This window comes from Rhizobacter sp. P5_C2, from assembly GCF_054049715.1.
The window spans coordinates 1-12,910 of record NZ_JBFULV010000065.1 but is presented as its reverse complement, the minus strand read 5'-3'; the positions used below and the strand labels follow the sequence as shown (position 1 = coordinate 12,910).

Below are 12,910 nucleotides of genomic sequence, written 5' to 3'. Positions count from 1 at the left end.
CAAGAACACCCCAAGGATGTGTTGCAGATGCGAACGAACAAGGGCCCCCAGCCCGGGCCTGAACAATTTGGCTTGCCGGGATTCGACGAACCGCCGACACCGCCAACGCCCGTGAAGGCCAGCCGTGCGACGCCGGACGCACCGCACCTGAGCCTCTTCTTCGCGCTGCGGCCCACGCCCGAAGTCGCGGCGCGCATCTCCGCACTGGCGGCACGCCTGCGCGGCGAGCACGGCCTGACCGGCAAGCTGCTCACCCCCGAGCGCCTGCACGTCACGCTGCGCGCGATGCTCGACGACGGCGCCCAGCTCGACGCGGCGATGCGCGCCGGCGCAAGCCTCGTGCACGGCGGCCTCGATGTCTCCTTCGACCGCGCGATCAGCTTCCCCGGCAGCGGCGCCTTCGTGCTGCGCAGCAGCGACAACCTGCCGGCCTTCGGCGCGTTCCGGCGCCAGCTGAACCTGGCGATGGGCGACACCGAGGCGCAGGCCGCGCGCAGCGCCACGCCGCACATGACGCTGCTGTACGACCGCAAGCACAGCATCGCCGAGCAGGTGATCGACCCGGTCGGCTGGCACGCGAGCGAGTTCGTGCTGGTCCGCAGCCACGTCGGGCTGAGCCGCCACGAGACGCTGGGCGCTTGGCCGCTCTCGTGATTTCCCTCTGCTGAGGTACGATGCCGACCGCCCCGAACCCGGCTACCCTGCGGCCCGCAGGCCCGGACTGGCATCGGGCGGGGACCACAGATGAAAGCCACCTTCGGACTCGTGTCGCTGCTGATCGCGCTGGCGATCATCGGCATCGTGATCAACAAGCAGCTCAAGGCCGTCGGCAAGGTGCCGGTGGTGGCCGCCGACGGCAGCGTGTCGCAGGGCACCGGCGCCGCCAGCGGCACGGTGCGCGAACAGTCGCAGCAGCTGCAGGAGAAGGTGCGCAGCGACGTCGTCAAGGCCCTGGAGCAGGGCGCGCAGGGCACCGCCCGCCAGGACGATGCCAACAACAAGTGACGCTGCCGGCGCCGCGCCCTCGAAGGCGTCGGCCGCCGACGAACATGCGATGCGCATTGCGCTCGACCAGGCCCGCAATGCGTGGCTGGTCGGCGAGGTGCCGGTGGGCGCGGTCATCATGCGCGCCGGCCAGGTGATCGCCACCGGCTACAACCGCCCCATCACCGAGCACGACCCGACCGCGCATGCCGAGATCGTCGCGCTGCGCCACGCGGCCACGCTGCTCGCGAACTACCGGCTGCCCGAGTGCGAGCTCTACGTGACGCTCGAGCCCTGCGCGATGTGCGCGATGGCGCTGATGCATGCTCGCTTCAAGCGCGTCGTGTTCGGCGCACGCGACCCGAAGACCGGCGCGGCCGGGTCGGTGATCGACCTGTTCGCCGAAGCGAAGCTGAACCACCACACGCAGGTCGACGGCGGCGTGCTCGCCGACGACTGCGGCGGCGTGCTGCGCGAGTTCTTCGCCGAGCGCCGCGAGCTGTACCGGCAGCGTCGCGCCGGCCTGCAGATCCCATCCCCCGAGCCGGCTGACGAGCCGTCCGGCATTCCCACCGGAGAGGTACTCGAGATTGAGCCCGCAACCCCACCATCCTTCACACCTCCATTCGCACCATCATCACCATCACGATGATGAGCCGGCCGGCCGCTCGCTGACGATCCTGTCGCCGGCCGGCGTGGTCGCGAGCGCGGCACCGCTGCGCCGCGCGGTCAAGCGCCTGGCGGCGCTCGGCTTCGAGGTGAGCGTCGACGAATCGGCACTGGCGAAACATCAACGTTTTGCCGGCGACGACGACGAACGCCTGGCCGCGCTGCACCGTGTGGCCCGCCAGGCGCCGTCGATCGCGATGGCGGCGCGCGGTGGCTACGGCCTCACGCGGCTGCTCGACCGCATCGACTGGAAGCTGCTCGCCCGCAGCGTCGAGCACGGCACCCGCTGGGTCGGCTACAGCGACATGACCGCGCTGCAGCTCGGCCTGCTGGCGCATGCCAAGGCCGTCAGCTGGGCCGGCCCGATGGCCTGCGGCGACTTCGGTGCCGAGGTGCTCGACGAGGTGACGCCCGATTGCTTCTCCGAGGCGATGACCGGCGAGCTGGAGGCGGTGGGCTTTCGCACCGAAGCCGGTTTCGAAGGCCTGGAGCTGAAAGGCACGCTGTGGGGCGGCAACCTGTGCGTGCTGAACGCGCTGCTGGGCACGCCGCACTTTCCGAAGGTCAAGGGCGGCATCCTGTTCGTCGAAGACGTCAACGAGCACCCGTACCGCATCGAGCGCAGCCTGCTGCAACTGCACCAGGCCGGCGTGCTCGGCACCCAGAAAGCGATTCTTCTCGGTGCATTCACCGAATTCCGCAAGTCGCCGCTGGACCGGGGCTATTCGCTGAAGAGCATGGTCGAGCACCTGCGAAGCGTGACAAAAGTCCCGATCCTGACCGGTTTGCCGTTCGGACACGTGCCGACCAAGCTGACACTCCCGGTCGGTCGCAAGGTCACCCTGCTGGTGGACGGCCGTAACGTGCTGGTCGGCTGGTAGGGTTCTTGCTTCGAACTGGATGCCCTGCGGCCTTCGGGCCGGTAAAGCCGTGGAAACCCCTGGCAAACCGGCTGCTCGCCGGGCTTTATCATTGCTGACTGCCTCGCGGCGACATGGCCACAAGCCGTGTTGTGTGAGGCTCTTGTTTTTTGTCCGGCCCGTGCTTACCCGCACGCGCCGTTTGTCTGCTGGCTAAGGAGTGCGCGGGATGCGGGGATCTGGATCGTGGCTGGGCCGTGGGCTTGCAGCCCTGCTCACCACCTGCGCCGTGCTGGCCGGCTGCGACAACAGCCCGCAGCCGAAGGGCGCCGCGCTGACGAACACGATGTTCACCGCGTACCAGGAGCGCTCGCCGCGCTACCTCGACCCGACCGCCTCCTATGCCAACAACGAGACGCCGATCACGTACCAGGTCTACGACCCGCTGTACGCCTACCACTACCTGAAGCGCCCGTTCGAGCTGATCCCGAAGACGGCCGCCGAGATCGCGCACCCGCACTACCTCGACAAGAACGGCCAGCCGCTGGCCGATGACGCGCCCGGCGAGCAGGTCGCCGAGAGCATCTACGACGTCAAGATCAAGCGCGGCGTGCTGTACGCGCCGCACCCGGCGTTCGCGAAGAACGACCGGGGCGAGTACCTCTACCACGACCTGAAACCGGCCGACACCGAAGGCAAGCGCTCGCCGTGGGACTTCGCGAAGACCGGCACGCGCGAGCTGGTCGCCGACGACTTCGTCTACGCGCTCAAGCGCCACGCCACGCCCCGCATCGAGGCGCCGATCTACGGCATCTTCTCCGAGTACGTGATCGGCCTGAAGGAGTACGGCGCCCAGATCAAGGCCGAGGACACCAAGCTGCGCCAGGGGCTCGACCCGGCCTCGCTCGACAAGCCCTTCCTCGATTTCCGCAAGTGGCCGCTGGCCGGCGCGAGCGCGCTCGACGACCACACGCTGCGCATCCGCATCCGCGGCAAGTACCCACAGTGGAAGTACTGGATGGCGATGACCTTCCTGGCACCCGTGCCCTGGGAGGCCGACAAGTTCTACGCCCAGCCCGGCATGGCCAGGAACGGCCTGGCAATGACGCGCTGGCCGGTCGGCACCGGTCCGTACATGCTGACCGAATACGTGCAGGACCGCCGCCACGTGCTGAGCCGCAACCCGAACTACCGCGAAGACCTCTACCCCTGCGAAGGCGAGCCCGAGGACAAGGCCGCCGGCCTGCTGAAGGATTGCGGCAAGCCGATGCCCTTCATCGACAAGCTGGTCTTCAACAGCGAGAAGGAGAAGGTGCCGTACAAGGCCAAGTTCGTGCAGGGCTACCTGGACGAGCCCGAGGTCGAGCGCGTCGACTGGGGGCCCGATTTCCTCGCCGACGCGAACGACTCCGACGAGGTCAAGAAGCGCTATGAAGAGCGCGGCTTCCAGTTCCCGCAGACGGTCGACATCTCGATCTGGTACCTCGGCTTCAACATGCTCGACCCGGTGGTCGGCAAGGGCGCGACGCGCGAGGAAGACGAGCGCCACCGCAAGCTGCGCCAGGCGGTCTCGATCGCGATCGACTGGGAAGAGGGCTACGGCCGCATCTTCATCCAGAAGGGCGGCGTCGCGGCGCACGGCCCGGTGCCGGCCGGCCTGTTCGGGTCGCGCCACGGCACGCCCGAGGGCTTCAACCCGGTCACGCACAAGATGGTCGACGGCCGCGTCGTGCGCCGCTCGATCGACGAGGCCAAGCAGTTGCTCGCCGAAGCCGGCTACCCCGACGGGCGTGATGCCAAGACCGGCCGCCCGCTGGTGCTGAACTACGACTTCCAGCGCGCGATCACGCCGGAGTTCCGCGCCGAGCTCGACTGGATGGTCAAGCAGTTCGCGAAGATCGGCGTGCAGCTCGAGATCCGCGCGACCGACTTCAACCAGTACCAGGACAAGACCCTGAAGGGCAAGCACCAGATCTTCTGGGCCGGCTGGCTCGCCGACTACCCCGATGCCGAGAACTTCCTGTTCCTGCTGTACGGGCCCAACTCGAAGAGCAAGCATGAAGGCGAGAACATCGCCAACTACGACAACCCCGAGTACGACAGGCGCTACAAGCAGCTGCAGCTGCTCGAAGACGGACCGCCGAAGCAGAAGGTCATCGACGAGATGGTCGACATCGTGCGCAAGGATGCCGTGTGGTCGTTCGGTTACTACCCGTATGCGGCCGGCGCCTACCAGCAGTGGGTGACCAACGGCAAGCCGACCATCATGATCCGCGACATGGTGCGCTACCACCGGCTCGACCCGGCGCTGCGCGCCGTCAAGCAGGCCGAGTGGAACCACCCGGTGTACTGGCCGCTGCTGCTGATCGCGGCGGCGCTCGCGCTGCTCGCCTGGATCGCGCGGCGCGGCTTCATCGCCCGCGAACGCGCCAACGCCCTGGCCGGCGTCGCCACCCGTCCCGCGAAAGCCTGACCGATGCTGAACTACGTGATCCGCCGTGGCTTCTACGGCTTCCTGATCCTGCTCGGGGTCAACCTGTTCACCTTCCTGCTGTTCTTCACCGTCAACACGCCCGACGACATGGCGCGCCTGAACATCGGCGGCAAGCGCGTCACGCAGGAGCAGATCGAGAAGTGGAAGACCGAGCGCGGCTACGACAAGCCGCTGTACGTCAACGACAAGGCGAGCGGCGTCGAGCGCATCACCGACACCGTGTTCTGGGACCGCTCGGTCTCGCTACTGGCGCTGAAGTTCGGCCGGTCGGACGCGCGCAGCGCCACCGACATCGGCCATGAGATCCGCACCCGCATGTGGGTCAGCCTGCAGCTCGCGGTGCCGCTGTTCCTGCTGCAGGTCTTCGCGAGCGTCGGCTTCGCGCTGCTGCTGGTGTTCTTCAAGAACTCGCGCATCGACTTCTGGGGCGTGGTCGCCTGCGTGCTGATGCTGTCGATCAGCAGCCTGTTCTACATCATCGTCGGGCAGTTCCTGTTCTCGCGCATGTTCCGGCTGGTGCCGATCTCGGGCTTCGCGCCGGGGCTCGACGCGGTGCGCTTCCTGATCCTGCCGGTGATCCTGTCGCTGCTGTCGCGCCTCGGCGGGGAAGGGCGGCTGTACCGCGCGATGTTTCTCGAGGAGATCGGCCGCGACTACGTGCGCACCGCGCGCGCCAAGGGCCTCTCGGAGCCGCGCGTGCTGTTCCGCCACGTGCTGCCGAACGCGCTGATCCCGATCATCACCAGCGCCGGCAGCTACCTGCCCTACGTGTTCCTCGGCAGCCTGGTGTTCGAGAGCTTCTTCGGCATCCCGGGCCTGGGCGCCTACGTGATCGACGCGATCTCGGGCCAGGATTTCGCGATCCTGCGCTCCATCGTCTTCATCGGGTCGCTGCTGTACATCGGCACCTACATCCTCATCGACATCGCCTACACCTGGGTCGATCCCCGGGTCCGCCTGAGCTGATCATGCCGAAGATTGTTTTCCTGTGGTCGGACGTGGTGGTGATGCTGCTGGTGGCGGCCTTGCTGGTGTACGGCTGGCGCATCCACCGCAGCCCGAACCTGCGTGCCTCGTGGCTGAAGGTGTTCCGCGATCCGCCGGCGATGTGCTCGGCGGTGATCCTGCTGGTGTTCCTCGGCGTCGCGGTGGTCGACAGCGTGCACTTCCGGCGTGCGCTGCAGAACGCCACGAGCGCCGGCGCGCAGCAGGCGCAGGCCTACGGCACGCGCACCGAATCGCTGCTCGACGTGATCCTCTCGACGCAGGTCGACGGGCGCGAGACCACCTACTCGGCGCCGCTCGCGACGCGCGCCTTCACGAAGGATTCGCGCGAGGTCAATGGCCGCACCGAGCGCATCTTCCCGCGGCTCGACCATGGCGGCGCGCACCTGAAGGACGACGCGGCCGAGTGGGGCGGTGATGTCGCGCTGCGCAGCTTGCTCGGCCTTGCGATCGGCCTGCTGGTCGGACTCGCCGTCGTGTCGGCGGTGGCCGCGGTGGTGGCGCGCGTCAACGGTTGGACCTGGCGCCAGGCCTGGCACCAGCTGCTGCACAACCACACCGACCTGCCGCTGCGCGCCGGGCTGATCACCGTGCTGGCGCTGTGTGCGATCTTCGGGCCGGTGTTCGCGCTCGCGACGCAGTACCACGTGTTCGGCACCGACCGCACCGGCAACGACGTGCTGTACCAGGCCTTCAAGAGCATCCGCACCGCATTCGTGATCGGCAGTCTGTCGACGGTGGCGACGCTTCCGCTCGCGGTCGCGCTCGGCATCCTGGCCGGCTACTTCAAGGGTTGGATCGACGAGGTGATCCAGTACCTCTACACGACGCTGTCGTCGGTGCCCAACGTGCTGCTGATCGCCGCCTGCGTGCTGATGATGCAGGTCTTCATCGACACCCACCCCGACCTGTTCGAGACCGGCGCCGAGCGCGCCGACGTGCGGCTGTTCCTGCTGTGCGTGATCCTCGGGCTGACCGGCTGGGCCACGCTGTGCCGGCTGCTGCGTGCCGAGACGATGAAGCTGCGCGAGCTCGACTACGTGCAGGCCGCCACCGCGTTCGGCGTCAGCTCGTGGCGCATCATGCTGCGTCACATCTTCCCGAACGTCGTGCACCTGATCATCATCACGACGGTGCTCGATTTCTCGGCGCTGATCCTCTACGAGGCGGTGCTGTCGTACGTCGGCGTCGGCGTCGATCCGTCGATGAACAGCTTCGGCGGCATGATCAACCTGGCGCGCAACGAGATGTCGCGCGATCCGGTGGTGTGGTGGTCGTTCGCCGCGGCGTTCAGCTTCATGGTCGCGCTGGTGCTGGCGGCCAACCTGTTCGCCGACGGCGTGCGCGATGCCTTCGACCCGCGGGCGCGCAGCTTCCGCCCGCGCCGCAACCCGCTGGGCCGCCTGGCCCGCGTGGACCGTACCACCCGCTGAGCTGCCGCCAACATGCTGCAAGTCCATGATCTGAAGGTGGCGCTCGACGCCGAGGCCGGCCTGGTGAAGGCCATCGACGGGCTGCGCCTGACCATCGCGCGCGGCGAGACCTTCGCGCTGGTCGGCGAGTCCGGCTGCGGCAAGAGCATGACGGCGCTCGCGCTGATGCGCCTGCTGCCCGACAACGGCCGCGTCACGCAGGGGTCGCTGCACGTCGAGGGCGAGGATGTGTTCGCGCTGCCCGAGTCGCGCATGCGCAGCGTGCGCGGCGGCAAGATCGGCATGATCTTCCAGGAGCCGTCGACCAGCCTGAACCCGGTCAAGCGCGTCGGCGAGCAGATCGTCGAGGCGATCGAGGCGCACACCGAACTGCGCGGTGCCGCGGCGCGCGCCAAGGCCATCGAGTGGCTGGGCAAGGTCGGCATCCCCGAGCCCGAGCGCCGCATCGACGAGTACCCGTTCCGCCTGAGCGGCGGCCAGAAGCAGCGCGTGATGATCGCGATGACGCTGGCGGCCGAGCCCGATTTCCTGATCGCCGACGAGCCGACCACCGCGCTCGACGTGACGATCCAGGCGCAGATCCTCGACCTGCTGAAGCGCCTGCAGAGCGAGCAGGGCATGGGCCTGCTGCTGATCACGCACGACCTCGCGGTGGTGGCCGGCATGGCGCACCGCGTGGCGCTGATGTACGCCGGGCAGATCATCGAAGAGGCGACGAGCGACGAGTTCTTCCGCTCGCCGAAGCACCCGTACGCGAAGCTGCTGCTGCGCGCGCTGCCCGACGCCGACAAGCGCGGCGGCCGGCTCGCGGCGATCCCCGGCACCGTGCCGCCGCTGTGGCAGGAGTTCACCGGCTGCCGCTTCGCGCCGCGCTGCGACCGCGTGATGCCGGAGTGCCACACGACCATTCCCGAACTGATCGACCTCGGATCGCGGCGCAACGTGCGCTGCATTCTGTACTGCGATGGTGCGATGCCGATCGATGCCGCCCCGATCCAGGGCGAGGCGATCGCCGCGCTGCCTGAAAAGCGCACCGAGACTGGTCTAGACCAGCCACTGCTGCTGGATGTGAAGCAGCTGGCGGTTCGCTTCCCGATCCGCCGGGGCCTGCTGCAGCGCGCGCACGGGCACTTCAACGCGGTCGACGGCATCTCGTTCGCGATCCGCCCCGGCGAGACGCTGGCGCTGGTCGGCGAATCGGGCTGCGGCAAGACGACCACCGGCAAGGCCATCGTGCAGCTGCTGCGCCACCAGGCGGTGATCGAGGGCCAGGCGGTATTCCAGGGCCGCGACCTGTTCACGCTGCAGGGCGATGCGCTGCGCGATGCGCGGCGTGCGGTGCAGATCATCTTCCAGGACCCGTTCGCGTCGCTGAATCCGCGCATGCGGGTGTTCGACGTGCTCGAAGAAGGCCTGCTGGCGTTGCGCCCCGAGCTCGACCTGACCGCGCGGCGCGAGCTGCTCGAGAAGCTGGTCGACCAGGTCGGCCTGCGGCGCGATGCGCTGCAGCGCTACCCGCACGAATTCTCCGGCGGCCAGCGCCAGCGCATCGCGATCGCGCGCGCGCTCGCCGTCAACCCGAAACTGATCGTCTGCGATGAACCGACCTCGGCCCTCGATGTGTCGGTGCAGGCGCAGATCCTGAACCTGTTGCGCGAGCTGCAACGCGAGCTGGGTGTGTCGTACCTCTTCATCACCCACAACATCGGGGTCGTCGAGTACATCGCCGACCACGTCGCGGTGATGCAGAAGGGGCGCATCGAGGAAGCGGGCACCACCGAATCGGTGCTCTCGTCACCGCAATCGAGCTACACGCGCACCTTGCTTGCGGCGGTGCCCCGAATCAGGGCCGAACTCAGCGCCTGATTCATCGCCACCGCGCGTCGATGGCATCGCGCCATCGAGGGTGAACATCCCGCTTTCAAGCGGGCGAGGCATGGCTTCGTTCGTCGCTTTTCGAAGGCTGTTGCACGGCGCCAACGACTGCGCATTCGCAAGCTAGGGGTGAGCACCCAGACGCGCGTCGAAGTGTGTCACCGGATGATCGAGCGACTCACCGCAGACCGGCCGCAAACCCGCATGGATACTGGGTTTTCTGACATCGATGCTGAAGCGTCGCGAGTGCGCGCGGCGCTTGCACGCGCGAGCCTTCTGAAGCGATCAAGGAATACCCTAAAGAGACCCTTTATCCCTTAAGTGACAATTCTTTTACATGTCTTTGCGGACAAGTCATGGCAGGTTCATGAAGCCGGCACATGACTTGCTGTGAGAGTGGGTTTATCGATCAACCTTTCAGTGTTTTAGGAGATCACATGTTTAGAAGAACGAAGGTCTGCACCGGCCTGATGTTGGCATTCGGCGGCAGCCTCGCGCTCGGCTCGTTGCCCGCTCTTGCACAGCAGCAGATGGAAAAGGTCGAGATCACGGGTTCGTCGATCAAGCGGATCGATGCCGAAACGGCATTGCCGGTCCAGGTGCTGACGCGTGAAGACATCGCACGCACCGGCGCGACCACGGTCGAGCAACTGCTGCAGACCGTCAGCGCGGTGAGCAGCTCGGGCGGCCTGACGGCTTCGTCCGGTTCCGGCGCCACCACCGGCGGCATCTCGTCGACCTCGCTGCGTGGCCTGTCGTCGACCCGCACGCTGGTGCTGTTGAACGGCCGCCGCATTGCGCCGTACGGCATCGGCTTCACGAACGACTCGGTCTCGGTCGACGTGAACAGCATCCCGCTGTCGGCGATCGAACGCGTTGAAGTGCTGAAGGACGGCGCCTCCGCCGTCTACGGCTCCGACGCAATCGCCGGGGTGATCAACTTCATCCTGAAGCGCGATTTCCAAGGCACTGAAATCTCCGCCGAATACGGCACCCCGACCCGCGGCAGCGCCGGCGACTCGAAGCGCGCCAGCATCAGCTGGGGCATGGGCAACCTGGCGACCGATCGTTTCAACGTGATGCTGGTCGGCTCGTTCCAGAAGGAATCGGCGATCTACGGGCGTGACCGCGGCTTCGCGAGCCACTCGTACAACGTCGAGAACGGCGTCACCACGACGTCGGGCAACACCTTCCCGGCAAACGTTTCTTCGGTGCCCGGCTCGGTGAACGCGGTGGCGGGCAACCCGACGTTTGCCACCGGTTGCGTCGCGCCGTACTCGGGCATCGACCCTGTGCTGCCGAGCAACTGCCGCTTCGACCCGGCCTCGATGGTGGCCCTGCTGCCGGACACCGAGCGCACCAGCATCTTCGGTTCGGCCAAATTCCAGCTGACCGACAACATCGAAGGCTTCGTCGAAGCATCGTTCAACAAGAACAAGACGAACACCGTCATTCAGCCGGTGCCGCTGTCGGACCAGTTCACGATTCCGGCGAACAATCCGCTGGCCAATCAGGCTCCGTACAACGATCCGAATCTGACGACCTTTCCGTCGGCGACGATCATCCTGAAGCCGACCTCGCCGTACTACCCGAAGGACTGGGTGGAGAGCAAGATCGGCGTGGGGTCTATCTTGCCGGATCTGCGTGTGCGCTATCGCGCGGCACTGAGCGGCAACCGCGACCTGACCGACATCGCCGAGGCGCCTCGCCTGACGTTCGGTGTCAAGGGCTCGGCCGCCGGCTGGGACTTCGATGTCGCCGCGCTGCACAGCCAGAGCAAGGTCCGCGAGCAGGTCAACAACGGCTACCCGATCTACTCGAAGATCCTGCCGCTGCTGAACAGCGGCACCGTGAATTTCTTCGGCCCCAACACCGCCGACTCGCTGGCGCAGATCAGCGCCGCGAACTTCACCGGCGACGCCTACAAGGTCACGTCGACGCTGYAAAGCCTGAGCGGTCATGCCTCTCGTGAGATCGCGCAACTTGACGCCGGCCCGGTGTCGGCTGCCGTGGGCGCCGAGTTCCGCAAGGAGAAGTACAAGTTCGATCCGAGCCAGGAAATCGCCCAAGGCGACATCTCCGGCTACGGTGGCAACCTGGGCGCGGTCGACAAGTCGCGCAACGTGACCTCGGTGTTCGGCGAACTCGTGGTGCCGATTGTCAAGAGCCTGGAAGCTGACTTCGCCGTTCGCTACGACAAGTACGAAGGCTCGGGCAATTCGACGACGCCGAAGCTCAGCCTGCGTTGGCAGCCGAGCAGCCAGTTCCTGCTGCGCGGATCCGCGAGCAAGGGCTTCCGTGCTCCCAGTCTGGCCGACCTGTACTCGCCGGCGACCACCGGTGTCTCGCAGACTGGCCTGACCGATCCGGAGCGCTGCCCGACGACGGGTGACGGCATCAAGGATTGCGAGACGCAATTCCCGACCACCAACGGTGGCAAGACGACGCTGTCTTCCGAGAAGTCGACCAACTTCACGACGGGCATCGTGCTCGAGCCGACGAAGAACTTCTCCGCCAGCCTCGACTATTTCCACATCGTGGTGAAGGACACGATCTCGAACGGCCTGCCGCAAGCAGTCATCCTCGGCAACCTCGCCAAGTACGGCAGCTACGTCACCCGCGGCCCGGTCGACCCGGCGTTCCCGACGGTTCCCGGTCCGATCATCAACATCGACCAGACGAACCTGAACACCGGCGAGACCAAGCTGGCGGGCCTGGACATCGACCTGAAGTGGCGCCTGCCCACCGAAGGTTTCGGCCGCTTCACGCTCGGCTTCAGCGGCACGTACTTCATCAAGTACGACACGCAGAATCCGGACGGCACGTTCTCGCCGAACGTCGGCAATCTGGCCAACGCGACGACCGGTGGCGTGATCCCGCGTCTGAAGACCTACCAATTCGTGAACTGGTCGAGTGGTCCGTGGGACACGACCCTCGGCATGAGCTGGCAGAGTGGCTACTGGGACGTTCCCGGCAATACGGAGCGCCGTGTCAGCCCGTACGAGATCTATGACGCGCAAGTCACCTGGTCCGGCATCAAGGGCCTGCGCCTGACGCTGGGCGCGAAGAACCTGATGGATTCGGATCCCCCGTACACCAACCAGAGCTTCTCGTTCCAGTCGGGCTATGACCCGCAGTACGCCGACCCGCGCGGTCGCTTCGTGTACGTGCGTGCCGCTTACGCCTTCTGATCGACGCACCGGTTGATCCGATAGACGAAGTCATCGACTGAGAGAGACCCTCGCCCGAGGGTCTCTTCCCCATTGCCCGCAGGCCACAAGCCGGCGGGCATTTTTGTTAACCTCGAACGTTTGCGTTTCCACACTGGAGATCCCAGCGTATGGACTTTTCCAAGCGACAACGCGATCCCCGACGCCACATCGTCGGGATCGGCTTTGTCATTTTGTTTCACGCGGCGATCGTGTATGCGCTGCTGACCGGGCTGGCCAAGAAGGTGGTCGACGTGGTTCGCGCGCCGATCGAGACGAAGGTGATCGAGGAGATCAAGAAGCCGCCGCCGCCGCCGGAGGTGGTGGTACCGCCGCCGCCGAAGCTCGAAGCCCCGCCGCCGCCGTTCATTCCGCCGCCGG

Annotated in this window: 9 protein-coding genes and 1 pseudogene; all 10 read left to right on the top strand. The window is 66.7% G+C overall.

Annotated features, from left to right (window positions below; all coding sequences use genetic code 11):
- The first annotated feature begins 111 nt into the window (after positions 1-111).
- Positions 112-654, top strand: coding sequence for a 2'-5' RNA ligase family protein (locus tag ACXJLU_RS21980; protein WP_457334635.1), 543 nt, complete (start codon positions 112-114; stop codon positions 652-654).
- Positions 655-744: 90 nt separating this feature from the next.
- On the top strand, positions 745-1,005 hold the full coding sequence (locus ACXJLU_RS21975) for a hypothetical protein (RefSeq protein ID WP_457334633.1): 261 nt from the start codon (positions 745-747) through the stop codon (positions 1,003-1,005).
- A 49-nt stretch (positions 1,006-1,054) separates the two neighbouring features.
- The gene (gene tadA, locus ACXJLU_RS21970) at positions 1,055-1,636 is read left to right on the top strand and encodes a tRNA adenosine(34) deaminase TadA (protein WP_235002678.1); all 582 of its coding nucleotides are present in this window, start codon (positions 1,055-1,057) and stop codon (positions 1,634-1,636) included.
- On the top strand, positions 1,575-2,534 hold the full coding sequence (locus ACXJLU_RS21965) for an LD-carboxypeptidase (protein ID WP_369823020.1): 960 nt from the start codon (positions 1,575-1,577) through the stop codon (positions 2,532-2,534). The genes tadA and ACXJLU_RS21965 overlap by 62 nt, the downstream gene beginning before the upstream one ends.
- 208 nt (positions 2,535-2,742) lie before the next feature.
- On the top strand, positions 2,743-4,986 hold the full coding sequence (locus ACXJLU_RS21960; RefSeq protein ID WP_457334631.1) for an ABC transporter substrate-binding protein: 2,244 nt from the start codon (positions 2,743-2,745) through the stop codon (positions 4,984-4,986).
- 3 nt (positions 4,987-4,989) lie between these two features.
- A complete protein-coding gene (locus ACXJLU_RS21955; protein ID WP_073468689.1) occupies positions 4,990-5,973 on the top strand; it encodes an ABC transporter permease in 984 nt (327 codons plus the stop codon).
- A 2-nt stretch (positions 5,974-5,975) separates the two neighbouring features.
- Complete coding sequence (locus tag ACXJLU_RS21950; protein ID WP_457334628.1) at positions 5,976-7,445, top strand: ABC transporter permease; 1,470 nt, start codon at positions 5,976-5,978, stop codon at positions 7,443-7,445.
- A 12-nt stretch (positions 7,446-7,457) separates the two neighbouring features.
- Complete coding sequence (locus ACXJLU_RS21945) at positions 7,458-9,311, top strand: ABC transporter ATP-binding protein (protein ID WP_457334626.1); 1,854 nt, start codon at positions 7,458-7,460, stop codon at positions 9,309-9,311.
- Between the two features lie 389 nt (positions 9,312-9,700).
- Entirely contained in the window at positions 9,701-12,511 is a 2,811-nt protein-coding gene (locus tag ACXJLU_RS21940) for a TonB-dependent receptor (protein ID WP_457334624.1), read from the top strand.
- 149 nt (positions 12,512-12,660) lie between these two features.
- Positions 12,661-12,910 (top strand): annotated as a pseudogene (locus ACXJLU_RS21935) (energy transducer TonB); the annotation flags it as partial.

What these genes read in the sequence shown, in the direction of transcription:
- ACXJLU_RS21960 (WP_457334631.1), top strand. Translation starts at nt 2,743, where the DNA reads ATGCGGGGATCTGGATCGTGGCTGGGCCGTGGGCTTGCAGCCCTGCTC.
- ACXJLU_RS21950 (WP_457334628.1), top strand. Translation starts at nt 5,976, where the DNA reads ATGCCGAAGATTGTTTTCCTGTGGTCGGACGTGGTGGTGATGCTGCTG.
- ACXJLU_RS21945 (WP_457334626.1), top strand. Translation starts at nt 7,458, where the DNA reads ATGCTGCAAGTCCATGATCTGAAGGTGGCGCTCGACGCCGAGGCCGGC.
- tadA (WP_235002678.1), top strand. Translation starts at nt 1,055, where the DNA reads ATGCGCATTGCGCTCGACCAGGCCCGCAATGCGTGGCTGGTCGGCGAG.
- ACXJLU_RS21975 (WP_457334633.1), top strand. Translation starts at nt 745, where the DNA reads ATGAAAGCCACCTTCGGACTCGTGTCGCTGCTGATCGCGCTGGCGATC.
- ACXJLU_RS21955 (WP_073468689.1), top strand. Translation starts at nt 4,990, where the DNA reads ATGCTGAACTACGTGATCCGCCGTGGCTTCTACGGCTTCCTGATCCTG.